We start from the raw sequence: 26,705 nt of genomic DNA, 5'->3' as shown, positions 1-26,705 counted from the left end.
ATGTTTGGTAAATTAAGTTGGGAAGCGATCCCTTTCCACGAGCCGATCGTGATGGTCACCATCTCGATGATCGCGCTCGGTGGTCTGGCGTTGTTCGCTGCAATCACCTACTTCAAGAAGTGGACTTACTTGTGGACCGAGTGGCTGACGTCGGTCGACCACAAGAAAATCGGTGTGATGTACATCATCGTTGCCATGGTCATGCTGCTGCGTGGCTTTGCCGACGCCATCATGATGCGTACCCAGCTGGCCATGGCCACCGAGGGTTCGCCTGGCTACCTGCCACCTGAACACTATGACCAGATCTTCACCGCTCACGGTGTGATCATGATCATCTTCATGGCGATGCCATTCTTCACCGGCCTGATGAACCTTGCAGTGCCGCTGCAGATCGGTGCTCGCGACGTTGCGTTCCCGTTCCTGAACTCCCTGAGCTTCTGGCTGCTGGTGTCCGGCGTCGTGCTGATCAACGTTTCCCTGGGCGTCGGCGAATTCGCCAAGACCGGCTGGGTTGCCTATCCACCACTGTCGGGTCTGCAATACAGCCCTGGGGTGGGGGTGGACTACTACATCTGGGCGCTACAGCTATCCGGTCTCGGGACAACGTTAACGGGGGTCAACTTCCTCGCTACCGTGCTGAAAATGCGTACCCCTGGCATGAAACTGATGGACATGCCGATCTTCACCTGGACCTGCACCTGGGCAAACGTTCTGATCGTGGCTTCGTTCCCGATCCTGACCGCGACCCTGGCACTGCTGACCCTTGACCGTTACATGGATTTCCACATTTTCACCAATGAACTTGGTGGCAATCCAATGATGTACGTCAACCTGTTCTGGGCATGGGGCCACCCTGAGGTTTACATCCTGATCCTGCCGGCCTTCGGTATCTTCTCGGAAGTGGTCTCGGCCTTCACCGGCAAGAAACTGTTCGGCCACCACTCGATGATCTACGCTTCGGGCGCGATCTCGGTACTGGGCTTCATGGTTTGGCTGCACCACTTCTTCACCATGGGTTCGGGTGCCAGCGTCAACGCCTTCTTCGGTCTGGCGACGATGCTGATCTCCATCCCGACGGGTGTGAAACTGTTCAACTGGCTGTTCACCATCTACCAGGGCCGTCTGCGCTTCACCAGCCAGGTTCTGTGGACCCTGGGCTTCATGGTGACCTTCGCCATCGGCGGCATGACCGGCGTACTGCTGGCCATCCCGGGTGCCGACTTCGTTCTGCACAACAGCCTGTTCGTGATCGCGCACTTCCACAACGTGATCATCGGCGGCGCGGTATTCGGCTACATCGCAGGTTTTGGCTTCTACTTCCCGAAAGCGTTCGGCTTCAAGCTGCACGAAGGCTGGGGTAAAGCAGCGTTCTGGTTCTGGATTTCGGGCTTCTTCGTCGCGTTCATGCCGCTCTACGCTCTGGGCTTCATGGGCATGACCCGTCGTCTGAACGCCACCACCAACCCTGAGTGGGTACCGTACCTGTACGTTGCCATGTTCGGTGCGATCCTGATCGCCGTGGGTATCGCCTGCCAGCTGATCCAGCTGTACGTTTCGGTGCGTGACCGCAACAAGCCGGAAAACATGTGCGAACACGGTGACCCGTGGAACGGCCACACCCTGGAATGGTCGACCTCGTCGCCGCCTCCGTTCTACAACTTCGCCGTGCTGCCAAAGGCAGACTGCATCGACCCGTTCACCGAAGCCAAGGAAAACGGTACCGCGTACCAGACTCCGGCCAAGTACGAGCCGATCCACATGCCGAACAACACCGCCACTGGCGTGGTGATGGGCGCACTGCTGACCGTGTTCGGTTTCGCGATGATCTGGCACATCTGGTGGTTGGCGATCGCCAGCCTGGCCGGCACTGTCATCTACTTCGTGATTCACGCTGCACGTGACGATCAAGGCTACATGGTGCCGGTCGACGTGATCGAACGCATCGAAGCCGAGCAGCACAAGCGTCTGGTAGCGGCCGGGAAGATCCCTGCTTCCGCGACCCGTGTTGAAACCAAGTTGGAACAGGCTTAAACAATGTCGAACTTAGTGACCAATGCTGGACACGCCCATGGCCATGACCATGGGCATGACGACCATCACCACGACTCGGGCGAGATGACCGTATACGGTTTCTGGCTCTACCTGATGACCGACTGCATTCTGTTTGCGTCGATCTTCGCGGTGTACGCGGTACTGGTAAACAACGTTGCCGGTGGCCCGTCGGGCCACGACATCTTCGAACTGCCATACGTGCTGGGCGAAACCGCTCTGCTGTTGTTCAGCTCGATCACCTACGGCTTCGCCATGCTGGCGTTGTACAAAGGTAAAAAGCAGCAGGTTCTGGGCTGGCTGTTCCTGACCTTCCTGCTCGGCGCAGGCTTCATCGCCATGGAGATCAACGAGTTCCATCTGCTGATCTCCGAGGGCTTCGGTCCTAGCCGTTCGGGCTTCCTGTCGGCGTTCTTCACCCTGGTCGGTACCCACGGTCTGCACGTATCCGCAGGTCTGATCTGGATGGGCATCATGATGTACCAGGTCAACAAGCACGGCCTGACGGCGACCAACAAGACCCGTCTGAGCTGCCTGAGCCTGTTCTGGCACTTCCTGGACGTGGTGTGGATCTGCGTATTCACCGTTGTTTACCTGATGGGGACCCTGTAATGGCTAATGCACACTCCCATGACAGCCATGATGCTGGCCACGGCAGCGTAAAGTCGTACGCCATCGGCTTCATCCTGTCGGTGATCCTGACCGTCATCCCGTTCGGCCTGGTGATGTTCCCGACCCTGCCGAAGTCCACCACGCTGGCAATCGTCCTGCTGTTCGCAGTGATCCAGGTGATCGTTCACCTGTATTACTTCCTGCACCTGGACCGCTCCGTGGCTCAGCGTAACAACGTGATCGCGTTCGTCTTTACGGCCATCGTGATCCTGCTGCTGGTCGGCCTGTCGCTGTGGATCATGTTCAGCATCCATACGTTCATGATGGCGAAGTGAGGTAGACCCGATGTCGCTCAAGCACTTTATCCAAATCACCAAACCGGGGATCATTTTCGGTAACGTGCTTTCTGTGGCAGGCGGGTTCTTCCTGGCCTCGAAAGGGCATGTGGATCTGGCGGTGTTCCTGGCCGCCATGATCGGCACGTCCCTGGTCGTGGCCTCCGGTTGCGTGTTCAACAACTGCATCGACCGCGACATCGACCTGAAGATGGAGCGCACCAAAAACCGGGTGCTGGTCCAGGGCCTTATCTCCCTGAAACTGGCCCTGGTCTATGCGACCGTCCTGGGTGTCGCCGGCGTTGCGCTGCTGTACAAGGTGGCCAACCCGTTGGCTGCCCTGTTCGCCGTGATCGGCTTCATCATCTACGTCGGCTTCTACAGCCTGTACCTCAAGCGCAAGTCGGTTCACGGCACGCTGGTGGGCAGTCTGTCGGGCGCCATGCCGCCGGTGATCGGTTACGTGGCCGTGACCAACAGCTTCGACATGGCCGCGCTGACCCTGCTGGTGATGTTCAGCCTGTGGCAGATGCCGCATTCCTACGCCATCGCGATCTTCCGCTTCAACGATTACCTGGCCGCATCGATTCCGGTGCTGCCAGTGAAGCGCGGAATCCAGGTGGCCAAGAAGCACATCCTGTTCTACATCCTGGCCTTCCTCGTGGCGACCCTGATGTTGACCTTCAGCGGCTACGCCGGCATGAGCTACCTCGCCGTCGCCGCGGCCATGGGCATGTACTGGCTGTACATGGCCTGGACCGGCTACAAGGCGGTGGATGACACGGTCTGGGCACGCAAGCTGTTCGTGTTCTCGATCTTCACCATCACCGCGTTGAGCGTCATGATGTCCCTGGACTTCAAGGTGCCGACCGAGCTGCTGCTGACGTACGCGCCGTAAGGTTCGAACGCTGTACGAGAAACCCCGTTCATCGAGAGATGAGCGGGGTTTTTTGTTGAGAATTGTTTATTCGCCGCGAAAGGTGTTTATTGTTCAGCTATAGGCAATTTGCTTATAGTTTTTGAATGAGAACAGTATTCTTTGAAACCACACTATTCACCGCAAACCTGGGTCATTACCTCACGGACGACGAATATCGTGAGCTGCAGACCTACATGCAAAGCAATCCACATGCAGGCGATGTCATGCCACGAACAGGCGGCTTCCGAAAACTGCGTTGGGTTGATGTTCGTCGTGGCAAGGGTAGGCGAGGCGGCTTGCGAGTTATCTATTATTGGCTTATGAATGATGGCCAGTTCTGGATGTTTGCGATTTATGACAAAGATGAGCTTGAGAATTTGACCGCCGAGCAAGAGAAGGCGCTCAAGGGAGCTATAGAGAAAGAGTTGAAAACACGAGGTACCCCATGAAAAAACGCGACCTGTTTGCAGAGTTGATGCAGGGCGTTGATGAGATGGCGGCTCAACGCGAAGGAAAAATCACGCTACGTAATACGACACTTGAGGAGAAACCAGCTCCTGAAGTCGGTGCTCGGGAAATCGTAGCGTTACGGGAAAAACTGCACATGTCACAGGCCGTTTTTGCCAGACGAATCAGGACAAGTCCAAGCACCCTTAGAAACTGGGAACAGGAGAAATCCAAGCCCAACGCTCAAGCTGCCTTGCTGATCCGTTTGGTGGAAAAATTCCCTGATATGGTTGAGCGATTGAGCGCTGTTTAGAGTCGTTTCGAAGTCTGCGTAAAGCCCTGCACGCTTAATGTCGTGCGGGGCTTTTTTGTACAAGCCACCACAGGTTGCAGTGTTTCGGCAAAAGCCCTAGATTTGGATCCAAACCTGTCAGTTATGGCGCTATGCACTGCTCGGCGCCCGACTGTCGTAATCTGCAATTCTTCACGCATAGATCAAGAGGCTGGGCGAAATGACTGAGAGGATGACCTGCGACGAACGTTTCATTGCCCTGGCAAAAGAGCTGAATTACGACATCAATGGCGAGAACACCGTGGGCGGCAATTACTCGCCGTTGGTGCGTCATCACGATGAGCTGTACATCAGCGGTATGGTGCCGCGTACGGAAGGAAAGATTCAGTATCCCGGCCGGGTCGGGCTGGAGCTGACCCTTGAGGACGCCCAGGCTGCCGCGAGCATCAGCGCCATGCGCTGCCTGGCGTTCATTGTCGATGCGATCGGTTCGCTGGACAAGGTCAGGGCGCTGTTGCGGGTCACGGTCTATGTGAAGTCGACCCCGGACTTTGTTGACCTGAGCGAAGTGGCCAACGGAGCATCGGACGTTTTCAGTCATGTATTGGGTGATGCCGGGCGACACACGCGCACCACTGTCGGTGTCTATCAGTTACCGAAAAACGCGGCCATCGAAGTCGACATGATCGCAGCCGTGCATCCTTCGACGTAATCGCTGAAAGCCGAACAACAAAAAGCCCCGCCCGAGATTCAGAGCGGGGCTTTTTTGTCTGCGCCGGTTTTATTGCGCGGCGATGCTGTAACCGTCGAACGCGGTCTGCTGCTGCAGGGCGGTGATGATGTTCTTGCGGTTGATCGCGTGTTCGGTACCGCTGTTGTCGACGAAGGTTTCGCCCTCGATTTCCGCTTCTTCGCCTTCGCCGACAAAGGTGAAACCGAGGAATTCCAGTGCTTCGCGATCCACGCTCAGACGCGAACGCGGCGTGCGCATTGGCAGGGTCACGCTGATGCCGTCCTTGCTGATGCTGAACACTTCGACGTCTTTCCTGGCGCGGGCAGCCTTGCTCTTGCCGCCGCTCGGATTACTGATGGCCTGGTGGGTCTGGTTCAGTACCTTGAGGGCCAGACCGTAAACGATTTCCTGGAACGCCGGATCGTCCTTGAAACTGGAGAGGATGCGGCTGATCGGAAACTTGCTGCTCAGGTCTTCAAGCGCCGCAATGTCGGCTGCCTCGGCGTCCTTCAGGCGCTTGAGCTGGCCCATCAGCTCGTAGGCCTGGTCGTCATCGAAGCGGTCGTGAGCCTGACGGATCGCGGCACGCAGTTCGCGGATCTGCTCGCTCTCGCGGGTCGACTGGAATGCGTCGAGCACCATCTCGCTGATGATCTTCGCTTGTGGAATGTGTTGTGAAAGATTGATGGAGTTTTCGTATTCCGCTTTGGACGACAGGGTGACTACGGATTCAGCGGTGTTGAAATCGGACATTGAAATTTCACTACTTTTTAACTTGGGATAAGACGAGAAAGCATGGGGCTTTTTCAGGCCGACTAATTTAGGGGAGCGGGGCGGTGTTGTCACGGAGCAACGGCCCGATGGGGATCATTTGCCCGGCGAGTTCAGGTTCATCGAACGGATGATCCATTGTTCGGCGTCCTGTTGATCCACTGGCAGCGAGAAACGAAAGGTCGCCCCGCGCCCGGCGATATCCAGCAAGCGGATCTCGCTCCCGTGCAGTTGCAGGATCCGGTGCACGATCCGCAGGCCGAGTCCGCCATCCCGTCGCGCACCACCGATATTGAAAGGACGCAGGAACAAACCTTCACGCAACTCAGCGGCGATGCCGGGGCCGGTGTCGCTGACGGTGATTTCAACCCGTGACCCCTGGGGGCTCAGGCCGAGTCCGATTTCGCCCCCTGGCGGCGTATGACGCAAGGCGTTATCGACCAGGTTGGTCAGCACTCGTTCGATCAACCCCAGGTCGGCGCAGACGGTCGGCAGGTTGGCGCTGAAACTGGCCTTGAGTTCGACGTTCCGGGCTTCGGCGCCGAGTTCGAATTTCTGGAAGATGTCCTGGACCAGATCAGTCAGGGAAAATTTCTCCAGTATCGGCTGCACAAAACCATGTTCGAGGCGCACCAGTTCCAGCAATGACTGCGCGAGTCCGCCGACCTTGCGGCTCTGGTCCAGGGCGATCCCCAGATAACGACGGCGTTCTTCGGCAGACAGTGTGGCGTCCTTGAGCGACAGTGTTTCCAGATAACCGTGCAGCGAAGCCAACGGCGTGCGCAAGTCATGGGAAATGTTCGCCACCAGTTCCCGGCGTTCCTGGTCCTGGCGGGTCAATGAGCGCCACTGTTCGCCGAGGCGGTTTTGCATTTGTCGGAACGCCGCGTCGAGTACGGCGATTTCGTCCGGGTCGGCGGACTTGTCCACAGGCGTCGGCACGACTGGCAGTGATTGCGGTGCACCGTCGATATCGAACCGGCTCACGGTTTCGGTCAGCCGACGCAGCGGCCGGGTGATCAGGTTGAATGCTGTCAGACCGGCAATCAGGCACAGGAACGCCGCCAGCCCGATCGACAGCAGCGCCGTATTCAGCGCTGCGCTGGTGGCCCCGCGTTCGGCGAAGCGATCGTGGGCTTCACTGAGCAACACCACGTAAAGATACCCGGCCGGCTTGCCGTTGACCTGCAACGGCGCCGCGCTGAAGACCTTGCGGCCATCGGCGCTGCGCGGGTCGTCGCCGAGGATCGGCAGCGGTTGTTCGTCGAGCAGTCGCCGGATCGGTTGCAGATCGACGGACTGCCGGCGCAGGCGTCCTTCCGGCGCCGCGTTGCCGACGCTCCGGCCTTCGGTGTCGAGCAGGTACACCTCGACACTCGGGTTGACCAGCATCAACTGGCTGAACAGCTCCCGCACCGCGCCGGGCATCAGGCCGTTGCTGTCCATCAGCACCGTGTCGTGGGCGATGTGTTGCGCCAGATCACGGGACAGGCCCTGCACCACCTCCAGCTCGTGCATCTGGCTGGAGCGCACCTGCAACCATGCCGATGTGCCGCAGCACGCCAGCAGCAACACGGCGAATACCAGTGACAGGCGCTGCGTCAGGGTCAGTTTCATGGTTGTTCTGTACTCGTGCCGAATTTGTAGCCACGGCCCCACACCGTGAGGATGCGCACGGGCTGGGCCGGATCGGCCTCGATCTTCGCGCGCAGGCGATTGATGTGGGTGTTGACCGTGTGTTCGTAACCTTCGTGGCTGTAGCCCCAGACCGCGTTGAGCAGGTCCATGCGCGAGAACACCTTGCCCGGCTGGCGGGCGAAGAAGTAAAGCAAGTCGAATTCCCGCGGGGTGAGGTCCAGGCGTTGGCCGTTCAGGGCCACGTCACGAGTGATCGGGTCGATGGTCAGGCCGTCGAGGCTCAGGCTGCCGGCGTCCATCTTCAGGTTGCGGGCCATGGCGTCCACCCGGCGCAGCAGGGCTTTGACCCGGGCGACGAGTTCAAGCATCGAAAACGGTTTGGCGAGGTAATCGTCGGCGCCCAGTTCAAGGCCGAGGATGCGGTGCAGTTCGCTGGAGCGGGCGCTGGTGATGATGATCGGTGTGTAGCGCGCCATGGCCCGGGCGCGGCGGCAGATTTCCAGGCCATCCACCCCGGGCAGCATCAGGTCGAGGATGAGCGCATCCCAGTGGCCCTGCTGCAGCAGGCGCATGCCATCATCGCCGTCGGCGCTGTGGACCACCTCGAATTGCTCATCCCGCAGATGCAGGCAAATGAGGTCGGCGATGTGCAGGTCGTCCTCGACCACCAGGACGCGTTTGGTCTGTTCCATGAAGCTCAATCCTTCGGCGCAATGTGCACATTGTGCGGGTTTTCCTCCGGGCGAGTTATCACGAATTGTTTAACTTCCCGTGAGGATTTGGCGATCAACCCAAGCCTAGGCTGTGTTCCACGACAGGCATCTGGAATTTTGGGAGACGGCCATGTTTTCACGGCGACAGATTCTGGCAACGGGCGGTGGGCTGGGGCTTGCAGCACTGCTGGCCGGTGTATTGCCAAAGTTATCCACGGGTTCGGCGCTGGCCGCTGAGGCCTATGCAGACGAAGCTTTTGAAGTGACCCATAGCGACAGTGAATGGCACGCATTGCTCACTGACGAGCAATTCGACGTACTGCGCAATGAGGGCACCGAGCGCGCCTACAGCAGCCCGCTCAACAATGAACACCGGGCCGGCACGTTTGCCTGCGCCGGGTGCGAGCTGGCGCTGTTTTCGTCGGACACCAAGTTCGACAGCCGTACCGGCTGGCCGAGTTTCTGGGCGCCGCTGGAACACGCCGTGGCCACGCGCCAGGACCGCTCCTTCGGCATGACCCGAGAGGAAGTCCACTGCCGGCGTTGCGGCGGCCATCTCGGCCATGTGTTCGACGACGGCCCCAAGCCCACCGGCCTGCGTTACTGCATGAACGGCCTGGCCATGACCTTCAAACCCGTGGCGGTTTGAGTCGTGGCTCGCCCGCAATCTTCACTCACTACAGGACGACACCATGTGGCTCTTGGTTCTCGCTTATCTCGGCGGTGTGCTGACGATCGTCAGCCCGTGCATCCTGCCGGTACTGCCTTTTGTCTTCGCTCGCACCGGGCAGCCGTTTATCAAGAGTGGCTTGCCGCTGTTGGCCGGGATGGCACTGACCTTCGCCCTCGTCGCGACACTGGCGGCGGTGGGCGGCGGTTGGGTGGTGCAAGTCAATCAGTACGGTCGCTGGCTCGCGTTGCTGTTCGTTGCACTGTTCGGGCTGACCTTGCTGCTGCCGCGTCTGGCCGAGCGCCTGACCCGGCCGCTGGTGTCCGCCGGCAGTCGCCTGTCGGAGGCCGCCAGCCAGGACAATCGTCCGCGTCCCGGCGCGTCGTTTCTGATCGGTGTCGCCACGGGGCTGCTGTGGGCGCCGTGCGCCGGGCCCATCCTCGGACTGATTCTGACCGGTGCCGCACTGCAAGGGGCAAGCATCGCCACCACGCTGTTGTTGCTCGCTTACGCGGCGGGCGCGGCTACGTCGCTGGCGGCGGCGCTGCTGCTGGGCGGTAAGGTCTTTGCGCTGATGAAGCGTTCGATCGGCACCGGCGAGTGGATCCGTCGCGGGCTCGGTGCGGCGATGCTGGCTGGCGTGGCCGCCATTGCGCTGGGTCTCGATACCGGGATTCTGGCGCGGGTTTCGACGGCTTCAACGGGCGGGCTGGAGCAGGCCCTGGTCGGCAGGCTTTCGGGAAAATCCCCCCAGGGTAACGGCACGATGATGGCGCAGATTCCCACAGCGGATGACGCGGCGAACGGCAGCATGATGGCGGCTGGCGGTGCGATGAAAATGTCTGCGAAGGCACCGGGCTCATTGCCGGTCGAAGGCCAGTTGCCGCCGCTCGATGGCGCGGTGCAGTGGCTCAATTCCGCGCCGCTTGATACTCAGGCATTGAAGGGCAAGGTGGTGCTGGTGGATTTCTGGACCTACTCCTGCATCAACTGCCTGCGCACCTTGCCTTACGTCAAGGCCTGGGCCGAGAAGTACAAGGATCAGGGGCTGGTGGTGATCGGCGTGCATGCACCGGAATTTGCCTTCGAGCGTGATGTAGGCAATGTCACCAAAGCCATGAAGGAACTGGGCATCAACTACCCGGTGGCCATCGATAACGACTACAGGATCTGGCGTGCTTTCAGCAATGAATACTGGCCGGCGCATTACTTTGCCGACGCCCAGGGGCGCATTCGTTACCACCACTTTGGCGAAGGGGACTACGCCGAATCGGAACGGGTCATCCAGCAACTGCTGCGTGAGTCCGGTGCGAAAACTGTTGCCGACGGTCTGATCAATGCCGATGCCCAAGGTGTGCAACTGGCGCCGGACATGAATCAGGTGCTGTCGCCGGAAACCTACGTCGGCTACCAGCGTGCAGAACATTTCGTACCGGAAACCAGCCTCGTGCCTGACAAGGTGGCGGCTTATGCGGCGCCGACCAATCTGGCTCTGAATGACTGGAGCCTGGGCGGGCAATGGGCAGTCGGTGCCGAGCGCGCCACCGCCAGCGCGCCGGCCAGCCGTATCGTGTACCGCTTCCATGCCCGCGATCTGCATCTTGTGCTGGGTCCGGGAACGGACGGCAAACCGGTGCGCTTCAAAGTGACCATCGACGGTCAGGCGCCCGGCGACGCCCACGGAGTCGACGTGGCACCTGATGGCACTGGTCGCGTGACCGAGCAGCGTTTGTATCAACTGGTGCGGCAGACCAATGGGGTGAGGGACCGAACCTTCAGCATCGAGTTTCTCGACCCGGGCGTGTCGGCGTACGCCTTTACCTTCGGCTGATCAGGAGTCCACAGCATGAAAACTCAAACTATCTGGCGTCGTGTGCTGTTGGGGGCTGCGGCAGCCGGGGTTGTTGCGCAGTGCTCAGCGTTTTCCTTCGGTGCGCAAGAGGGGGTGGTCATCCCGCCGCCGGCACTCGACGAAAACACCCAGGCACACAGCGAAACCGCGGTGTTCGCTGGCGGATGTTTCTGGGGTGTGCAAGGGGTTTTCCAGCACGTCAAAGGGGTGCAGAAAGCCGTTTCCGGTTACGCCGGCGGCGCAGCGAATACGGCGGAATATGAACGGGTCAGCGAGGGTGACACCGGTCATGCCGAGTCGGTGCAGGTCACCTTCGACCCGACCCAGGTCAGTTACGGCAGTCTGTTGCAGATCTACTTCTCGGTTGCCCACAACCCGACCGAACTCAATCGTCAGGGACCGGACAGCGGCACCCAATATCGCTCGGCGCTGTTCCCGATCAATGCCGATCAGCAACGCGTTGCACAGGCCTATATCGCCCAGCTTGATGCGGCACATGCCTACAGCAAACCCATCGTGACCCGACTGGAAACCTTCAACGGCTTCTACCCGGCGGAGGACTATCACCAGGACTTCCTGACCGAACACCCGACCTATCCGTACATCGTGATCAACGATCTGCCTAAAGTGGCGCAGTTGAAGCAATTGTTCGCCGAACGTTATCAGGAGAAACCGGTGCTGGTGAAAAGCGGGTCGTGATCACCGGTTGTGCAATGGTTATTGTGCGGTCACCGGCGACTGTCGGGTGGCGAGAACTCGCAGTGTCCAGTAGAGCTTCAGCGAGCGGGTACTGATCAGGCCGCACATGAAACCCGACACCGTGGACTTGAGCAGCTGCATGTCTGCCGAGGCGTAAAGGTCCGGATGCGTGTTCTTTTGATATTCGAAGTAAAAGTTCGTGAAAAAAAACATCAGAAACATGATCAGGATCTTGATGGTGCCCGGCATGATCAGTCCTGTCGCGGAGTCGTCAAGTAACACACCATTGCGGGAAAAAACCAGCCAGGCCGAGAGGCTGCCCAGCAACAGCGCGCCGGACCAACTGCAAAAGAACAGGGTCGGGTCGATCGTCAAGTTAAGTGAGTAGATCGACCACGCCAGAAACGCCGGTGGCGTTATGAGCATCGAAAGACGGCTCTCACGGGTGGGAGAAAAAGCCTTGATACCGAAATAAACCACCAACAGAAAAATCACATAGGCCCGTATCGGGGTGTTTTGCAAAACTGTGAGCATTTCGCAGCATCCATGCTGAAAAGAGGAAGAGAGATAATAGCCGGGGGGCACGGTAACCATCGGTTATTTGTTGTGCCGGAGCAGGTCAGCTTTTCCCCCACGTCCTCATCGCAAACTCAACGAAGCGCCGAAGCTTCGGCAGTCGATAACGATCCTGTGCATAAAGCAGATGCAAAGGGCGGCTCGGGGGCTGGTAGTCGGGCATCACCGCCACCAGTTTGCCGTCACGCAGATCCTGCTCCACCAGCGCATCCGGCAACATCACGATACCCATGCCGGTACGCGCCGCCTGATGTAAACCGGCGGAAGTATTCATCAGCATCGGTCCGCTGACATCGACCATGATTTCTCCGTCCGGGCCGCGCAGGCGCCAGCGCTTTTCCACCGATTGCCAGTCATCGCCGGCCGGATAGGCAAACGAAAGGCAATCATGCTGTCGCAGATCTTCAGGCGTCAGAGGCATGCCGCGTCGGGCCACGTAATCCGGAGACGCGCACACGGTCAGGGTATAGTCGATCAGAGGGCGGGCGATCAGGTTCGATGGCTCGAAATGGCCGAGTCGAAACGCGACGTCGAGACCGCTTTCCAACAGATCCGGGCGGCTGTTGGTCAGTACGACATCCATACGCACCTGCGGATATTGCAGGGAAAACTCGCTGAGCGCCGGGGCCAGGCGTTCGACACCGAAGGTCAGCGGCGCGGTGATCCGCAGCAAGCCGCGAGGTTCATCCAGGGTCTGCTCGGCCAGTCGTTCGGAGTCTTGCACCAGGCCCAGCACCTCCAGACAGCGCTGGTAATAGACCGTGCCGAACTCGGTCAGCCGCTGACGGCGGGTGGTGCGTTGCAGCAGTTGCACGCCGAGGCGCTGTTCCAGTGCCCGCAAGTGATTGCCGACCATGGTCGTGGACATTTCGCACTGCAGGGCGGCGGCGGTCATGCTGCCGGCTTCCACGACCTTGACGTAGACGGTCATCGACTGGAACAGATCCATTATCAAGCCCTGCTTCTAAATGATTGAAGTTTTGCCGAGTTTATCCAGCTCTGATGGCTAACCATACTGCAAACACACCGACCTTCACTGGAGTTTTTGAAGTCATGAACGCCGCCCTTATGAACACGTACCAACCGTTAGCCCTGAGTTTCACCAAAGGCCTGGGCACCCGTTTGTGGGATCAGGCCGGTCGTGAATACCTGGATGCTGTCGCGGGTGTGGCGGTGACCAATGTCGGCCATTCGCATCCCCGGATTGTTTCGGCGATCAGCGAGCAGGCGGGGTTGCTGTTGCACACCTCCAACCTCTACAGCATCGACTGGCAGCAGCAACTGGCGCTCAAACTGACGCAGCTGTCGGGAATGGAGCGGGCGTTCTTCAACAACTCCGGTGCCGAGGCCAATGAAACCGCGCTGAAACTGGCGCGTCTGCACGGCTGGCGCAAGGGGATCGAGCAGCCGCTGGTGGTGGTCATGGCCAATGCGTTTCATGGCCGCACTCTCGGCACGTTGTCCGCCAGTGATGGCCCGGCGGTGCGCCTGGGATTCAACGAGCTGCCCGGGGATTTCGTCAAAGTGCCGTTTGGTGATCTTGAAGCGCTGGTGCAGGTGCAGCAGCAACATGGCGAGCGGATCGTGGCGATTCTTGTAGAGCCGATCCAGGGTGAAAGCGGCGTGCAACTGGCGCCGCCGGGTTACCTCAAAGCCCTGCGCGAACTCTGCAATCGCCACGCCTGGCTGCTGATGCTCGACGAGATCCAGACCGGTATCGGCCGCACCGGGCAGTGGTTCGCGTTTCAGCATGAAGGCATCGTCCCCGACGTCATGACCCTCGCCAAGGGCCTGGGTAACGGCGTACCGATCGGTGCCTGCCTGGCGCGGGGCAGAGCGGCGGAACTGTTTACGCCGGGCAGCCATGGCAGCACTTTCGGCGGCAACCCGCTGGCCTGCCGGGTGGGTTGCACCGTGCTGGACATCATCGAAGAACAGGGCCTGCTGGAGAATGCCCGGGTACAAGGCGAGCGTTTGCTAAGCCGCCTGCGGGCGGAACTGGTGGATAACCCGAATGTGCTGGCGATCCGTGGACTGGGGTTGATGATCGGCATCGAACTGAAGCAGCCGATCCGCGACCTGACCCTGATTGCCGCACGGGATCACGGGCTGCTGATCAACGTTACTCGCGGCAAGACGATCCGGCTGCTGCCGCCGCTGACGATCGATGAGCGGGAGGTGGGGATGATTGTAAGGGGAGTGGGGCGGATGCTTGAGGCAAACTGACCATCACGAGATCGCCTGAAGTGGCTGCCGATTTTTTCGGCGGCCATTTTTTCGTCCGGGTAAATCCACCGTCGAATATTGCCGCAATCCTAATCAGGATAATCCGTCAGATCCGGCGCCAGCATCCGGGTCTTCGGTGCGCCGTTCGCGTTGTGCTGAATGATGTCCCGGGGCTGTCCTTGCTCATTGAAAAACACCTGACCGATCCCCGCCGAATTCCATAGCCGTTCACCTGCTTCGGCATGTTCGGGAACGTACGGCACGATGCGCATCCGCCGGCGTTTGGTCAGCCAGTTCAGCGGCGAGCGGGGTGAGTAGAGCCAACGGTTGAGGCGGTCAAACCATTCGAGCAGGGTCGGTGGGAACTCGTTCTTGATGCCGCTGCTGGTGATCTGCCAGATACGTGGACCGGCCTTGCGGTGTCGGATAAGCACTTCGTAGACGAAGGAATAATGCACGTCACCCGACAGCACCACGTAACTGCCGGGTGTGCGGGTGTGTCGGAAAATGTTCAGGATCACCTGGGCGGCGCCGCGATGGGCCATCCAGTTTTCCGCGTCCACCAACAGGGGATAACCGCACCAGCTGAAGACCTTCTGCACGGTTTCGATCAGTTTCACACCGAAGACCGGTGCCGGCGAGACGATGATTGCCGACGGATGATCGAGCAGTTCCTGCTGCAGCTCGCAAAGGGCTTCCCAGTCGAGCAGACCGGAAGGTTGCTTGAGCGCCATTTCGCTGCGCCAGCGGCGGGTGCGGGTGTCGAGCACCACCAGGGCCGGGCTGGAGGGCAGAACGAAATGCCAATGTTGAAAGCGCAGCAGCTCATCAATCAGTTCGTCCTGTACCGGCGCGGCTAGATCGCAGTTAACACCGCTGTCACTCAGTCGACGGGTTGTCTCCATTAAATCGTTGAATGCATCCGGGTTGTTGCCCCAGCCCTGGCACAACATATAGGCGATCAGCGCATTGCCGATGATGCGCCTGGAGAACGGATGGCCATAGGCGGTTTCCTCCCATTGCGCAGAAAGATTCCAGTCATCGGTGATGTCGTGATCGTCGAAGATCATCAGGCTCGGCAAGTGCGTCAATGCCCGGGCGACATTGCCCAGCCCTGCCTTGAAGGCATCGATCCGGAGCTGCTCCAGTGCGTAACGCTGCTGGTGTTCGGGCGGCAGATTCGGGACTTGCGGATCGATCAGCGTCCATGGCGTTGGCGACCACACCAACAGGTACATGGCCATGACTTCGGCGAACGTCACCAGGTGATTGTCGGCGCTGCTGCTGGTGAAAATCGGCTTGCGTGCGCCACCGAAGAATCGCTCGCGCAAAGTCTCGTTGCTCTCGAGCGCCGGTAACAAATCTGCACGGCGGTAATAACTGGCCGGATGTTCGTAGAGTCGGGCGCTGTCGCGGACCACGGCGCCTTCGAGATGCTCGCCAAACAGTCCGAGCCGGTCGATCAAGGCATGAATCGCCCGCAGCATCGGACCGGCGACGTCATCGGCGTAAATCTGATCGCCGCTCATCATCAGCAGGGCCGGGCGTTGTTGTGGCTCGTTTTCAGCCGCCAGCAGTTGGTCGACACAGAGCAAACCGTCAGCCGCAGGGTGATGCGGTTTGCGGCACGAGCCGTGGAGCAGTTGATCGATCCGTGAGCGCACGACAAGGTTCGGGCACGTGGCTTTGCCGTACAGCAGATGCGGCGCCCAGTCGGCGACGGGATGTCGGCCATCGATCAACAAGTCGTAATCAACCTGTGTGTCAAACGGCAGGGGGCTGTCGAGCGTGACGTCAATCAAATGAATGAATGCATGAGTGCCCACAGGTATGACCGTGCAGTTCTCCGCATCCAATGGAGTGTCGTTTGTGCCCTGCAGGCGCAAGGTCAACGACAGCTCACGACTGCCGACCAGCCAAAGCACGATGCGCGTCGGTTCCAGTCGTCGCAAAAGCGGGCCGGCCAGTACAGGAGGCAGCGGAGACAGGTCAGCAGAAATTCGAGACATCGGAGGGCAAGACTCAGGTCGCACAGGCTGGCGATGATAGCTCAGCCCGTGCTTTCGACCCTTAAGCGAGGCTTAAGAGTCTGCCTTTTGCAGTTTCAGCGCCAACAGGCGCCATTCGGCAGGCTTTGTGTCGACGCTGGGTTGTTCCTGTACGGAGCAGTCGAAACGGTAAGTGACGTCGTCGCCATTCATGTTTCGCGCGGTGACGCTGTTGCTGAAGGTGTAGACCTGATCCTTGAAGCGTTGCGGCGTAATGCTTTTGCTGTCGGCAAACCGGGCAGAAGCGGGGAAGCGCAGGGCGCCGGTCACGAACGGGCTGCACATGACATACGCGAGCATCGACTTGTCAGCCTGCGCGTCGTTGCGCAGTTTTTTGTCGAGAGCGGTCAGGGCCTTGCGTCCCTGATCGTCACTCTGGTCGAGCACGGATTGCACCGACAGGGTTTTCGGCGCCCGACTGGCGTAGTTCGGCAGCAAGGCTGAATCCGGTGGAGAGGGTTTGTCGTCCGGTTCGATAGCGGCAAACACCGGCGCGGCTTTCAGAGTAGCCGGGCTTGCGGTCGACTCGGCTTCCGGCAGCAGGGAGGTTGGCTCTGGGTCCTGCGCCACGACGTTCTCAGACAGCGTGGCTTCGTAGTCATTCGCGGACGGGAACAGTGAAAGCGTGATCGACAACACCACCATCGCCACAATAAAGCCGCCCGCTGCGCCGACCAGGTTGCCGTAAAACAGATTCCAGCTGCCGCGGTTTTTCACCACCCAGCGCCACATGAAACCCCAGGCCGCGACAAATGCCAGAAAACGCAGAAACTCCATTCGATCCTTTCCTTGAACCTGCAAAAACCGTAAATCAGCGTCGCCCCGACGATGAGCGCTGAAGGTGGACGGCAAGATATCAAAATAGAAGCGTGATACCAGCGACGTAAGCGTTGTTCAGCGAAAGTTGAGCACGAAAAACATTAGCGTCGTGACGCCGGCAGTCATTCCGCACAGGCCTGCGAGCAGATGACGGGCCAGCGGTTGTTCGGGTTGCGGACGGCGGAGCATCCACATCCAGACTCCCGCGAGCGCTCCGGCGGTTGTCATCACCTCCAGCACGTCGCGGAGCAAATTTTCAGGGGAGGGCGGGATGGCTGAGGGGAAAAGACCGGAGCCTACAATCGAGAGGGTCAGCGCGACGAGGAAACCGCTGGCGGCGCCTGCCAGATTGGCCAGAAGCAGATTCCAGTTGCCACGCGTCTTCACGACACCAACCCACACGGCGGCCCAGGCGAAGAAGTAAAACAAGGCATACATGCGGTTCGTTCCTTGAATGCGATTTTGGAGTGAGGTGCTTTTGATGCGCTTGTCAGCAGTGGACGAGAAGATATCAAAATAGTAGCGTCGCGCCACTTTCTTCATCTGCGTAACGGACTACACATGCCTAGTGTTTCTGGTATCTCGCGCCTGCTCGGCGCTTTCCTCCTTGCAATCGTAATGACTCCAGCATTTGCCGCCGATACCGCGGAGGTCGCCTGGAAGGGATACCTCTCTGATTGTGATCGTTTTCAGCAACTGGTGAACAACGTTCAAAACGGGACCCTGACAGCCAGGGAAGCGATGCTCCGCATCGATAGCTTGATGCGACCCGTTTTTCTCCATCGCCAGCACCTCACCCAGGCAAACCTTGCCTCTGCCGACTATGCCCGTTGCGAAAACGTCATTGCCCAAGCGACCGAAATCTGGAACAACGAACATAACGTCCAGGACAAAGAGATCCTTCAAAAGGCCTTAAAGGCTGAGGCCGAGCATTTGGAGTCCCCGGAATACCGGCGCGCCCGCGCTCTGGGCTTTAGCGACGTGGGCGAACTGGGCAAGCTGCACGAGATCGCCGAGGATTCGGATATGGATGGCGAGGCATATCTGAAGACATTGATGATCACGGTCGACTGGGGTTGCGGCCGACATTTTCGTGCCGTGCGATACGTCAAACCCTATGTGATCTACAACACCCATCCCGATGAGGGCAGTTGCGCAATCTATAGAGAGGTCGCGGTGCTGGGGGGAGCCATGGTGGAGCGGGGCGATACCATCGATCGGGACGCGATTTTTCAATACGTGGGATGGAAGAGGCTGGAAGGGCCAGGCGGGTTCCCCGTCGACATTCAAGTGGTAAAAATACGCAAGTAATCCGAGGGGCTGTTTCTTCAGAGCGCGCGTCTGATTACAGAATGTCCTTCAAATAACCCTTGAGCGCGAGGAGCGGCTGATCCAGCTGCTCCAGCGACTGCGCCTGCCTGAGGTCGGTCGACAACTTGTGCAGTTCCCGCCCCATAGGTTTCTCGGCGCCACCCAAGGCATCCATCGCCAGTGCCAGGCACTCGCTCATCTTGAACTGGATCGCCTCGATTTCACCCCGGCGCACCAACAATTCGAACACGTCTTTCTGATAGTCGCCCATGACCAGATCATCCCGCAAAATCGGGCTCAGGCCTTCTTCCTCGTACGCGAGTTTCAGGGAGAAAAGGGCGACTGTTTCCAGTGACGTTTCCATGGGGGGAACCTGTGCGAGATCACGCCGGAGGGCCAGCGGCACTTTCCGGCAGGCGAAAAAAAAGGCCTTGCAAAGCAAGACCTTTTCTAATTTTGGTGCCCGAGGGAGACTGTCGGGTTCCATATAATACGTGGCTTGCAGGCTGATTATACAGTTTGGGATACAAGTCGGGATACACGCTCCGGCTCGCTGGCCCGCCTATCGTTCTGCCTGAGCCAAGCGATAGGTGTAAAAAGCGGTGCCGCCCATGACAATCGCACCCATCGTGCAGAAAAGAATAATACCTTGGATGCTGAGTAGAAATTTCAGGGTGTCATTAAGCTTTGGCTTTTTCTTTATTGCGCGCTCCATAACGCTCGCACGAAGCTTGGCCCCCAACTCAACCTTCATCGCGCTATAGGCGGCACGTCGGATGTTTTCTTCAACCCTGTTGTTGGGTATGTCGGTGATGGCGTCCTTGTAGAACGCAGTAGCGTCCTGGCAGTAGTAGTCCTTGTTCGGGTCATTGCTTTTCTGGGCATCTATGCAGATCTCGATGTAGTCCAGTGCTCGCTGATCAAAGGTATCCTGTTGCTGTATCAAATATTCGGCAAAGAATTCGTCTGTGTTCTTGCCGAACTCATCGACTAGCAACGTCATGTAGAAAGAAGTAGAACCCATCACAAGCACACCGACCGCCGCCATCAGCATCACCCTGGTCCAAGGGCGTTTTGCTGCCTTCAGAGCAATTGTTTTCGCCAGCCCGACGCCTTCGTTGAGGGTATCCATTGCTTCTTTAACCTGGCCCATCACTCCGTCTCCACTTAGGTAACGCCTGCAGAATCACCAGACGCTGGTGTGTTTGGGCAGGCAAATGATAGGGAAGGTATCGGCCGCTCCTACTGTTACCTGATCTTGATGTGCATCGAGTTGAGTTTGGTGAGGCGTAGCTGAGAGGCGCCGGGGACCCTGAGGTATTCCCTCTGGTACGGGGTCGGAAACCCGCAGGACTGTGTTAGTGGGAGGATTTCAAAGTTACTGAAATTTCAGGCATTGAAATCGAAAGAATTCTGCCGAAATAAGGCCATCGTTACCGCAGCGGTAACGATGGCCTTTTGTGTTGATGATTATGGACACCTTGGGCCGTCAACCAAGTCAACCTGTCAACCAATGTACAAAAATCAGCCACTGCCAAGATCACGCGGGTTTTATGCCCCGTGCCATTCAGAAATGCTCAGGGTCCCCGGCGACCTCTCAACACCTGTGCAATTGCACTGGTGAACTGTGTGTTCACCCGGTTCACCAGTTCACTAAGCTGCGCACCTGTTCGCTAACAAAGTCCGGCGGGTTTCCGACCCCGTGTCTCGAAGAAAACCTCAGGGGCCCCGGCACACTGCGGGAAATGCACCTGACGTTCGCTGGTGGGATTGATGCTTCCGGGGTGTCGGGGTATGCATACCTCCAAATGCGGTGTAACTCGTGTAACTGGTGTAACGAAGAATGGTAAGTAACTGTATTTATTGAATATTTCTAATGTTACATCGGCTTCGTACACCAACATTTAGACGTGTAACTCATCAATCTGGTGTAACGCTTCTGGTGCTTGCAAGAGGGACGGAGGAGGTCATGTCCATGTGCAGGAGACCAAGTCCTTCCTACTCCCAGTCTGCCCAATAGATGCGATTAACGGGCTGTCATCAGTTTGGCCGCTGTGCCAGAGATCAGTCAGCAGTCGCAACGGGCCGCTTTCGGCCAGAGGCGGACATCGCAAGCGACCGCTGTCGGCCAGAAACGGACATTCCCATGCGACCGCATACGGCCACACGCGGTCATCATTCGTCTATAAACTAAGGGCGATTCAGCTGGAATTTTCGACCCGCAAGACAACTGATCGGAAAAAACGTTAGCTTTTACATGGGATTCGCAAATCGCAGACAAAAAAAACCGCCTTAGGTAGGCGGTTTTTTCTGCCATTCCGGTTAGGGGCCGACATGGCTCGCTCACAGGGAACGCTTGGTGTGAAAGGAGCTTACACAGGTGGCACTACTGGTGGCAATAATTAACGATTGGCGGCCTGATGGCCGCCCGCCATCTTTGCGATGACAACGCGCAGAAGAGCCCGGCGGGTAAGGGCTGGCAGCTTTTTGTTTGTTTTTTGTCCAAAACTTATACCCGTGAAAAAAATATTTAAAAAACTAAACCCAGCCGAAGCCCCGTAAATCCTACCTTCGGACCAAAAAGCCTCTGGTGTTATGTCGAGTTGTGCGCCACTGCGCCCCCCGGAGCTGGAATAAATTGGTTAACATCGGGCCAGATTCGCGCACAGCCGACTGGGAGCTGCTAACCAGGACTGACGCGAGTTGCGACTCTCTACACGGGCCTAGGAATCCGTGCCGGATGTAACCGAGAGTTCAATGGCTTAGCCACCTCATAGGGAACGCTTGGTGTGTTCCGAAAAGCGTGCGTGTTCCGGGATAAGCGCGCTGGAGGCTGGCCCAACTACGGGAGGGCCAAGCATGTTCAAGTTCTTGAAACATGCGTGGGATGTCGTGGTGGTTTGTGCGCGTGTCTATCACGTCTATGAATTGCTGCGTGACCGCTTAGACGACCTGCCTTAAGGTCGAGCTGTGAACCGCCTTGGCTTCGGCAGGGGCGGTTTTTTTTCGACTAATGAAAGATTTGGTACTCGCTCTAGTCAAATAGACCATGAGTCGGTCCTTCTTCATTAGACACTTCGAAGAACTGCTTCTGGCCGATTGCTGCCAGTATCGGCGAGATTAGGATTGCCGTATTCGCATAATCGCATCTGTGATCGCTTTTGCATTTGTGTCCAAGGTCTCCATAGCCATCACAGCGTTATCTGCAACGACTGCTGCGCCACTGGCTGCAAGCCAAACGGCAACCTCCTCGATTGCCGCCGCCAGTGCATGCTGATTGTGCAGGAGCAATGTCAGGGCGTCAGCGGTGGCGATATTAGAAGCTGAGTTATTTGGCATGCGATCCATCCTGGAAATAAGGGTTTCGCAAAGCCTAGCTCATGCGGCCACAGCAGAGAGGCTTAGATACGGCATGCTTAAAAATTGCTTCGCCGCGCAGATGATTTGAGACTTTAGCCAATCAGTTGGGGTGGGGGAAGGCGGCTACTGCATCCAATCCATCATCGGGTCCAGCCAGCGGCCGCTTTCGGCCAGAAGCGGACGTTCGCAATCGACCGCTAACGGCCAAAGGCGGCCATTGGGATGTGTCTAGTCAATAAGGCGCAATTTGCCGGACCTTTGCTCTGATGCCGCTTTCGACACGGGACGAATTGTTAACCCTCCTCCATCTCTCTAGGTTAGCCGGGCAATCACGCGAGGGTTAGGATCCAGCAGGCAGCGCGTAGCTGATTGAAATCCACTAAAATCCGCCAATTTCATAGCTAGCGCTCCAGCCGGAAGCAACGAACTGCAGCCCTCCATCGAACCCTTTTTTGACGAACACCACGGATAGCCGACTATTTTTAATCAAAATGGACCTGAAAAAGCTGTATTTTTTATTTTTGGTGCTAGCATCCTCGTCGCAAGGATTGGAGAGGGCTGCACGATCTATGAGAGTTATTGTCGAAGCATGAAGAAACGGATCAGAGCAGAAATATGGCCATATTGCGGCAACTAGATATTAAAGGGTTCAAGTCCATCTGGCAGGATAGTTTGGACTTGGGACAGCTTAATGTTTTTATAGGAACCAACGGCGCTGGTAAAAGTAACTTGCTCGAAGCCATTGCTATGCTTTCCGCATCTTTAGAAGGTGGGATAGATTATGAGCGACTACAGCATAGAGGTGCTAGGCTTTCTTCGTCTGCGATATTTCGTAGTGCATTTAAGAATAAAAATCGCACAAGTATATTCAGGCTGGAAGCTCATTTTGACAATGATTTAAGTTATTCAATGAGTGTCAATGCTGTTGATGGTTTTCGCTATCACTCTGAGTCAGTAAAGGTCGAGGGTGCAACAATAGCCGGGCGCTCAAATAACGGGGCCACCCTCAATGGAAATTCGCTAAATTCCAAACTAGATAATCGGAAAGCTATATTCCCTTATCTGCAGGCGTTGAAAACTATTCAGAATGATACTAATTATTCTCAGGAAATAGAAATTCTCTCTGCGCTGACAAAATATGCAATTTACGCACCTGCAACACCTCTGCTTCGAGGCACTGAGACAGATTCTAGTGCTAAAGAACCTCTAGGATTGTACGGGGGACGCCTAGCAGATGCGTTAAATGAAGTTTTGAATGATAAGGAAGCCAGACCTCAGATTCAGCGTTTTTTTGAGCTCATCAATTGGGTTAAATCTGTAGGCACAACGAAACAAGTTAACCAAGAGCTTGTTTCAGGGCATATTAACCTTATTGGAGCGAAGGTTGTCTACAGCGACAAATACATGATAACCAACTTCAATAAGCTATACGGTTACGACGTGAGTGAAGGCGCGCTGTATATTTTATTCGCCCTCGTTCTACTGATTCATAAAAATTCTCCAAATATTTTTGCACTCGACAATGTTGACAACGCACTAAATCCCGGGCTGATTAGGGCGTTGATGAGTCAAATATCAGAAATACTAGAAAAAAACCCTGAAAAGCAGCTGTTTTTGACAACTCATAATCCAGCAGCGCTTGATGCAGTTGACTTGTTCAATTCTAAACATAGATTGTTTGTTGTTGAACGCGACGAAGATGGCCATACTAAATTCAGGAGAGTCTCTCCGCCGCAGGACACGACTAAGGAACAGTGGGAAGAACGATATTTCGGCATGAAGCTTTCCGAAATATGGATGTCAGGAGCAATAGGTGGCATGCCAGCAGGATTCTAAATTGGACAAATACTTACTCGTCTGCGAAGGCCCGACCGATACATATGTTATCAAGCGGTTAGCATCGAAAATCTACGAGGACCTTGGTAAGCCAGTAGAGATTATAGCGCTGGCTCCTCAAATTGATGCAACCACTGGGACTTGGGAGAGACATGGTTGGGGCGGGGTTAGAAACTGGTGTAAAAAATATGGAGTGAAAACCCCACAAGATATTGCAGCAGTACATCCAAATTTAAGGCCTTTACTCGCTAGGCAAAGCTGGCAAGCGCTAATGGCAATTCGAGGCGCTAAAGGGTTGATTATTCAAATTGACTCTGATATTGCTGAGCAAATAAAGGATATTCCGGCATTCAATCCAGCAGTCAAACATCGAAGGGATTACTGCGAAGAGGCCCTGCATCACTGGCTTAAGGAAAAGCCAAGTAAAGATATAGTCCACTTTGCAATCACCTCATTCGCGATAGAGACGTGGTTGCTGGCCACACTAGACCCTGCCAATATTGCTTTCGCTAGTTTGACCGCACCTTACAACCTCGAAGACCTAAGTGATTGGGAAGCTCGCCTTATAGCTGCTGGTTTCAAAGCGCATAATAAGGATGGGGCGATACGTTTACAAAAGAGTCCATCAGAGAGGTACGAGGCATATGGCGAACAGATTGCAAACAGTTCTGTTATTGTTAGGCAGAAGTGCGCATCAGCGGAATCCCTGTGCTCCTTTCTCGAACTTTAATAGAATTTAAATTATTAAGTTTGCTTTAGATGCCCCCCCTTTGTAGACGTGCTCGTATGCAGATATAGTTGTGCTAAAGTTAGCTAAGTAAACTTATAGGACGTTGACTGCCCGCTAATGGTAGGGCGCGGCTTGTACAGTGCGATGTTTGCACAGAAATGGAATCGCCCCGGATTTCGTAGACACTTCTAAGCCTCAACATAGACTTGCTAGGGCACCATTTGCAACAACTGCTTTGACAGCTAGCGCTCACTTGCAAGCGTCCGCATATGGCGAAAGCTGACGGCCACGGCGACCGCTATTGGCCGGATACGGTTGTTCCTGAGCGGCCCCCATCAGCCAAAAGCAGCGTCATTTCTTCTTTCCTTGCCTGGTATTTAAGAGTGAGTTTCGCGATTTCTTAAATTGAAACTTTGCACGAGGAGTAATGCGAGAAATGTTCTTTTTTGAGTTTTCAATATGGTTGTGCACGCTAGAAGAAAAATCCTGAATAACCATATTCATAATTAAAAGATCGGCGCTTTCTGTCTCTACGCAGAGTTCCGCAATCAATGTTGATAGAGATCCTGCTACATAGTCTATCGCTACTTCACATCCGAATGCAGGTGAAACTTCGCTAGCATATTCAATATCCATCCCTAAACTAATTCTCGTTAGGGCAGCTAGCGCGCCTCCGTGAGTTGCACTGTTAGCATGCTGATAGCCTTTCCTCAACATTCCCATTTCAACAAAATCTTCAAGCTCTCGAAAGGTCACTCTTGTGCGACCGAGCTCTACTGCTGCCCAGCCCAGGTCTTTAGCAAAAGATGGGCCGAATATTTCTACTAGTTGCGACTTCTGCTTTCTTAGCGAAATTAGATATTGTTGGTCAGCTTTATTGTTAGTTTTGTGAATCCCCTCCCTGCTACCTGACTCAACCAATCTTAACTCGTCAATTATGCTGTGTGCTAAGTACATTTGCGCACACCTATCAGATTGTTTGCTCAAGAAAATCGCGATAATACAAATTTCATGAATCGTTCGCCACCTCGCTAATGCACCATCAGCATACCCAGCTCGAGCCAGTGCGATGATTTCACCAACCACACTATACAATCGTAAAACTATTCTATTCAACGCGCGCGCGGTATTCACATTGGCGTATGGCCCGCTCTTAATTTCAAATGCAGCTCCGTCCCATTCAATAACTAAGTGTCTTAGCATGTCTAATTGATTTACAGCTTTATTCCAAAGTTTTTCAACTGTGCTTGCGCGCAACTCCTGAATTTTATCAAGATATTCAGTGTGCTCCGTTGCTTTGTTCAGTAGCTCTCCGCCAACTATATAGGCCATTTTTTCCAATGTAATCTGTACCGCCTGTGGCAAAGCTTCAGTTATCTCGGTCGAAACTTCTTTGATTGTAAATTTTAGATCGTCAAAAATCGTTGTGATCGTGGATTGTACGTCTTCCTTCGTCGTGCCAAATGAGCATGGGATGTCTAGATCAATATTAATCTCGCCATGCTTTGAATTAATAACGGCATTTATTAATTCCTTCAGATCTGACTCATCACAGTTCAAGCCCAGTCGTTCAACTGACCTAGACATAGCCAGCGGCAAAATATTCTCGGGAGCTACGGTTTGCTCTATCGCCTTATCAAATTCGTCCTGCATTCCAGACGGTTTTTTCATTGTTGACTTCCGTTTCAAATAAGAATAATTCATTGCCCCCAAACAAGCAGAAAGGGCGCACTCACCCGTAATAATGACGATAATGACGGTGAATAGTCCACGGCTATTGAAAATCCACGTCCACTATTGACCCGAAGGTTCAGCTCTCAAAGGTCCGCTTTTGGCCGAAAGCAGACGTTCGTGAGCGGCAGCTATTGGGCAGATGCGGTCGCTAAGAAAAAATCGTGGAGTGCAGCCAGGAGCAGCTCGATCAGGTTGGGAGGGCCGAGCAATACTTCAATGAAGGCTTCATCACCCGTGAGGAGCGCAGAGCTATGATCGAGAAGGCTACAGCGAACTACAGGAGAGCAGTTGAGGGCGTTGGACTTTGATTGTGATCAAAAAAAAAGGCCTCTGAG

Annotated in this window: 26 protein-coding genes; 14 read left to right on the top strand and 12 right to left on the bottom strand. The window is 56.1% G+C overall.

Annotation, left to right across the window (positions count from 1 at the left end):
• The 7 genes from cyoB (at position 1) to ACK6BI_RS04190 (ending at position 5,366) form a co-directional block, all read left to right on the top strand.
• Positions 1-2,031 carry a cytochrome o ubiquinol oxidase subunit I gene (gene cyoB, locus ACK6BI_RS04220; protein ID WP_065261341.1) on the top strand — a complete coding sequence of 677 codons (2,031 nt, stop codon included), beginning with the start codon at positions 1-3 and terminating at the stop codon, positions 2,029-2,031.
• A gap of 3 nt (positions 2,032-2,034) precedes the next feature.
• A complete protein-coding gene (locus ACK6BI_RS04215; protein ID WP_065261340.1) occupies positions 2,035-2,661 on the top strand; it encodes a cytochrome o ubiquinol oxidase subunit III in 627 nt (208 codons plus the stop codon).
• A complete protein-coding gene (gene cyoD, locus ACK6BI_RS04210; RefSeq protein ID WP_065261339.1) occupies positions 2,661-2,996 on the top strand; it encodes a cytochrome o ubiquinol oxidase subunit IV in 336 nt (111 codons plus the stop codon). The genes ACK6BI_RS04215 and cyoD overlap by 1 nt, the downstream gene beginning before the upstream one ends.
• Before the next feature lie 10 nt (positions 2,997-3,006).
• Positions 3,007-3,894 carry a heme o synthase gene (gene cyoE, locus ACK6BI_RS04205; protein ID WP_039765651.1) on the top strand — a complete coding sequence of 296 codons (888 nt, stop codon included), beginning with the start codon at positions 3,007-3,009 and terminating at the stop codon, positions 3,892-3,894.
• 125 nt (positions 3,895-4,019) lie between these two features.
• On the top strand, positions 4,020-4,364 hold the full coding sequence (locus ACK6BI_RS04200) for a toxin (RefSeq protein ID WP_065261338.1): 345 nt from the start codon (positions 4,020-4,022) through the stop codon (positions 4,362-4,364).
• Complete coding sequence (locus ACK6BI_RS04195) at positions 4,361-4,675, top strand: DNA-binding transcriptional regulator (protein ID WP_260520920.1); 315 nt, start codon at positions 4,361-4,363, stop codon at positions 4,673-4,675. Before ACK6BI_RS04200 ends, ACK6BI_RS04195 begins: the two co-directional genes overlap by 4 nt.
• A gap of 199 nt (positions 4,676-4,874) precedes the next feature.
• On the top strand, positions 4,875-5,366 hold the full coding sequence (locus ACK6BI_RS04190; RefSeq protein WP_065261336.1) for a RidA family protein: 492 nt from the start codon (positions 4,875-4,877) through the stop codon (positions 5,364-5,366).
• Between the two features lie 69 nt (positions 5,367-5,435).
• Here the strand turns inward: ACK6BI_RS04190 and ACK6BI_RS04185 are convergent, their stop codons facing one another.
• The 3 genes from ACK6BI_RS04185 to ACK6BI_RS04175 form a co-directional block, all read right to left on the bottom strand.
• Positions 5,436-6,140, bottom strand: a complete 705-nt coding sequence (locus ACK6BI_RS04185; RefSeq protein WP_409316104.1) for a hypothetical protein — start codon at positions 6,138-6,140, stop codon at positions 5,436-5,438.
• Between the two features lie 114 nt (positions 6,141-6,254).
• Positions 6,255-7,775, bottom strand: a complete 1,521-nt coding sequence (locus tag ACK6BI_RS04180; RefSeq protein WP_409316103.1) for a sensor histidine kinase — start codon at positions 7,773-7,775, stop codon at positions 6,255-6,257.
• Positions 7,772-8,488: a response regulator transcription factor gene (locus ACK6BI_RS04175; RefSeq protein WP_409316102.1), complete on the bottom strand. Its 717-nt coding sequence runs from the start codon at positions 8,486-8,488 to the stop codon at positions 7,772-7,774. The genes ACK6BI_RS04180 and ACK6BI_RS04175 overlap by 4 nt, the downstream gene beginning before the upstream one ends.
• A 151-nt stretch (positions 8,489-8,639) precedes the next feature.
• On the opposite strand from ACK6BI_RS04175, the gene msrB reads away from it, so the two are divergent.
• From msrB to msrA, 3 genes are read left to right on the top strand one after another with little or no spacing between them, the layout of a single operon-like run.
• On the top strand, positions 8,640-9,158 hold the full coding sequence (gene msrB / locus ACK6BI_RS04170) for a peptide-methionine (R)-S-oxide reductase MsrB (protein WP_409316101.1): 519 nt from the start codon (positions 8,640-8,642) through the stop codon (positions 9,156-9,158).
• Positions 9,159-9,201: 43 nt separating this feature from the next.
• Entirely contained in the window at positions 9,202-11,010 is a 1,809-nt protein-coding gene (locus ACK6BI_RS04165; RefSeq protein ID WP_409316100.1) for a cytochrome c biogenesis protein DipZ, read from the top strand.
• Between the two features lie 15 nt (positions 11,011-11,025).
• Positions 11,026-11,730 (top strand): peptide-methionine (S)-S-oxide reductase MsrA, encoded by a 705-nt coding sequence (msrA, locus tag ACK6BI_RS04160; protein WP_409316099.1) that lies wholly within the window; start codon positions 11,026-11,028, stop codon positions 11,728-11,730.
• A gap of 18 nt (positions 11,731-11,748) precedes the next feature.
• Here the strand turns inward: msrA and ACK6BI_RS04155 are convergent, their stop codons facing one another.
• A complete protein-coding gene (locus ACK6BI_RS04155; protein WP_409316144.1) occupies positions 11,749-12,264 on the bottom strand; it encodes a hypothetical protein in 516 nt (171 codons plus the stop codon).
• 85 nt (positions 12,265-12,349) lie between these two features.
• Positions 12,350-13,255, bottom strand: a complete 906-nt coding sequence (locus ACK6BI_RS04150) for a LysR family transcriptional regulator (RefSeq protein WP_409316098.1) — start codon at positions 13,253-13,255, stop codon at positions 12,350-12,352.
• A gap of 104 nt (positions 13,256-13,359) precedes the next feature.
• On the opposite strand from ACK6BI_RS04150, the gene ACK6BI_RS04145 reads away from it, so the two are divergent.
• Positions 13,360-14,532 carry an aspartate aminotransferase family protein gene (locus ACK6BI_RS04145; protein ID WP_409316097.1) on the top strand — a complete coding sequence of 391 codons (1,173 nt, stop codon included), beginning with the start codon at positions 13,360-13,362 and terminating at the stop codon, positions 14,530-14,532.
• Positions 14,533-14,621: 89 nt separating this feature from the next.
• Here ACK6BI_RS04145 and ACK6BI_RS04140 read toward each other — a convergent pair whose 3' ends face one another.
• The 3 genes from ACK6BI_RS04140 to ACK6BI_RS04130 all read right to left on the bottom strand — a co-directional run bounded on the left by ACK6BI_RS04140 (position 14,622) and on the right by ACK6BI_RS04130 (position 17,942).
• Positions 14,622-16,541, bottom strand: a complete 1,920-nt coding sequence (locus tag ACK6BI_RS04140) for an alkaline phosphatase D family protein (protein WP_409316096.1) — start codon at positions 16,539-16,541, stop codon at positions 14,622-14,624.
• Positions 16,542-16,613: 72 nt separating this feature from the next.
• A complete protein-coding gene (locus tag ACK6BI_RS04135) occupies positions 16,614-17,357 on the bottom strand; it encodes a hypothetical protein (RefSeq protein ID WP_409316095.1) in 744 nt (247 codons plus the stop codon).
• Between the two features lie 117 nt (positions 17,358-17,474).
• Positions 17,475-17,942, bottom strand: a complete 468-nt coding sequence (locus tag ACK6BI_RS04130) for a hypothetical protein (protein ID WP_409316094.1) — start codon at positions 17,940-17,942, stop codon at positions 17,475-17,477.
• Positions 17,943-17,960: 18 nt separating this feature from the next.
• Between ACK6BI_RS04130 and ACK6BI_RS04125 the strand changes: the two genes are divergently transcribed.
• Positions 17,961-18,710 (top strand): hypothetical protein, encoded by a 750-nt coding sequence (locus ACK6BI_RS04125; protein WP_409316093.1) that lies wholly within the window; start codon positions 17,961-17,963, stop codon positions 18,708-18,710.
• A gap of 34 nt (positions 18,711-18,744) precedes the next feature.
• Here ACK6BI_RS04125 and ACK6BI_RS04120 read toward each other — a convergent pair whose 3' ends face one another.
• The 3 genes from ACK6BI_RS04120 to ACK6BI_RS04110 form a co-directional block, all read right to left on the bottom strand.
• Positions 18,745-19,074: a hypothetical protein gene (locus tag ACK6BI_RS04120; RefSeq protein WP_409316092.1), complete on the bottom strand. Its 330-nt coding sequence runs from the start codon at positions 19,072-19,074 to the stop codon at positions 18,745-18,747.
• A 198-nt stretch (positions 19,075-19,272) separates the two neighbouring features.
• Entirely contained in the window at positions 19,273-19,863 is a 591-nt protein-coding gene (locus ACK6BI_RS04115) for a hypothetical protein (protein ID WP_409316091.1), read from the bottom strand.
• 1,967 nt (positions 19,864-21,830) lie between these two features.
• A complete protein-coding gene (locus ACK6BI_RS04110; RefSeq protein WP_085655295.1) occupies positions 21,831-22,049 on the bottom strand; it encodes a hypothetical protein in 219 nt (72 codons plus the stop codon).
• Positions 22,050-22,649: 600 nt separating this feature from the next.
• On the opposite strand from ACK6BI_RS04110, the gene ACK6BI_RS04105 reads away from it, so the two are divergent.
• Both ACK6BI_RS04105 and ACK6BI_RS04100 read left to right on the top strand, forming a co-directional pair.
• Positions 22,650-23,906 carry an AAA family ATPase gene (locus ACK6BI_RS04105; protein WP_192562316.1) on the top strand — a complete coding sequence of 419 codons (1,257 nt, stop codon included), beginning with the start codon at positions 22,650-22,652 and terminating at the stop codon, positions 23,904-23,906.
• Positions 23,884-24,636 carry a hypothetical protein gene (locus tag ACK6BI_RS04100; protein ID WP_192565074.1) on the top strand — a complete coding sequence of 251 codons (753 nt, stop codon included), beginning with the start codon at positions 23,884-23,886 and terminating at the stop codon, positions 24,634-24,636. The genes ACK6BI_RS04105 and ACK6BI_RS04100 overlap by 23 nt, the downstream gene beginning before the upstream one ends.
• Before the next feature lie 351 nt (positions 24,637-24,987).
• Here ACK6BI_RS04100 and ACK6BI_RS04095 read toward each other — a convergent pair whose 3' ends face one another.
• Positions 24,988-26,307, bottom strand: a complete 1,320-nt coding sequence (locus ACK6BI_RS04095) for a DUF5677 domain-containing protein (protein WP_192562315.1) — start codon at positions 26,305-26,307, stop codon at positions 24,988-24,990.
• Positions 26,308-26,705: the final 398 nt, after the last annotated feature.

It is taken from the genome of Pseudomonas sp. KCJK9016, assembly GCF_046231795.1.
Classification (GTDB): Bacteria; Pseudomonadota; Gammaproteobacteria; order Pseudomonadales; family Pseudomonadaceae; genus Aquipseudomonas; species Aquipseudomonas bananamidigenes.
This window is presented reverse-complemented; position numbering and strand designations above follow the sequence as displayed.

Coding starts and splice junctions, on each gene's coding strand:
- ACK6BI_RS04130 (WP_409316094.1), bottom strand. CDS start 17,942: ATGAAGAAAGTGGCGCGACGCTACTATTTTGATATCTTCTCGTCCACT.
- ACK6BI_RS04165 (WP_409316100.1), top strand. CDS start 9,202: ATGTGGCTCTTGGTTCTCGCTTATCTCGGCGGTGTGCTGACGATCGTC.
- ACK6BI_RS04180 (WP_409316103.1), bottom strand. CDS start 7,775: ATGAAACTGACCCTGACGCAGCGCCTGTCACTGGTATTCGCCGTGTTG.
- ACK6BI_RS04135 (WP_409316095.1), bottom strand. CDS start 17,357: ATGGAGTTTCTGCGTTTTCTGGCATTTGTCGCGGCCTGGGGTTTCATG.
- cyoD (WP_065261339.1), top strand. CDS start 2,661: ATGGCTAATGCACACTCCCATGACAGCCATGATGCTGGCCACGGCAGC.
- ACK6BI_RS04195 (WP_260520920.1), top strand. CDS start 4,361: ATGAAAAAACGCGACCTGTTTGCAGAGTTGATGCAGGGCGTTGATGAG.
- ACK6BI_RS04200 (WP_065261338.1), top strand. CDS start 4,020: ATGAGAACAGTATTCTTTGAAACCACACTATTCACCGCAAACCTGGGT.
- ACK6BI_RS04150 (WP_409316098.1), bottom strand. CDS start 13,255: ATGGATCTGTTCCAGTCGATGACCGTCTACGTCAAGGTCGTGGAAGCC.
- ACK6BI_RS04215 (WP_065261340.1), top strand. CDS start 2,035: ATGTCGAACTTAGTGACCAATGCTGGACACGCCCATGGCCATGACCAT.
- ACK6BI_RS04125 (WP_409316093.1), top strand. CDS start 17,961: ATGCCTAGTGTTTCTGGTATCTCGCGCCTGCTCGGCGCTTTCCTCCTT.
- ACK6BI_RS04145 (WP_409316097.1), top strand. CDS start 13,360: ATGAACGCCGCCCTTATGAACACGTACCAACCGTTAGCCCTGAGTTTC.
- cyoB (WP_065261341.1), top strand. CDS start 1: ATGTTTGGTAAATTAAGTTGGGAAGCGATCCCTTTCCACGAGCCGATC.
- ACK6BI_RS04175 (WP_409316102.1), bottom strand. CDS start 8,488: ATGGAACAGACCAAACGCGTCCTGGTGGTCGAGGACGACCTGCACATC.
- ACK6BI_RS04110 (WP_085655295.1), bottom strand. CDS start 22,049: ATGCCAAATAACTCAGCTTCTAATATCGCCACCGCTGACGCCCTGACA.
- ACK6BI_RS04140 (WP_409316096.1), bottom strand. CDS start 16,541: ATGTCTCGAATTTCTGCTGACCTGTCTCCGCTGCCTCCTGTACTGGCC.
- cyoE (WP_039765651.1), top strand. CDS start 3,007: ATGTCGCTCAAGCACTTTATCCAAATCACCAAACCGGGGATCATTTTC.
- ACK6BI_RS04115 (WP_409316091.1), bottom strand. CDS start 19,863: ATGGGCCAGGTTAAAGAAGCAATGGATACCCTCAACGAAGGCGTCGGG.
- ACK6BI_RS04185 (WP_409316104.1), bottom strand. CDS start 6,140: ATGTCCGATTTCAACACCGCTGAATCCGTAGTCACCCTGTCGTCCAAA.
- ACK6BI_RS04120 (WP_409316092.1), bottom strand. CDS start 19,074: ATGGAAACGTCACTGGAAACAGTCGCCCTTTTCTCCCTGAAACTCGCG.
- msrB (WP_409316101.1), top strand. CDS start 8,640: ATGTTTTCACGGCGACAGATTCTGGCAACGGGCGGTGGGCTGGGGCTT.
- ACK6BI_RS04095 (WP_192562315.1), bottom strand. CDS start 26,307: ATGAAAAAACCGTCTGGAATGCAGGACGAATTTGATAAGGCGATAGAG.
- ACK6BI_RS04155 (WP_409316144.1), bottom strand. CDS start 12,264: ATGCTCACAGTTTTGCAAAACACCCCGATACGGGCCTATGTGATTTTT.
- ACK6BI_RS04190 (WP_065261336.1), top strand. CDS start 4,875: ATGACTGAGAGGATGACCTGCGACGAACGTTTCATTGCCCTGGCAAAA.
- msrA (WP_409316099.1), top strand. CDS start 11,026: ATGAAAACTCAAACTATCTGGCGTCGTGTGCTGTTGGGGGCTGCGGCA.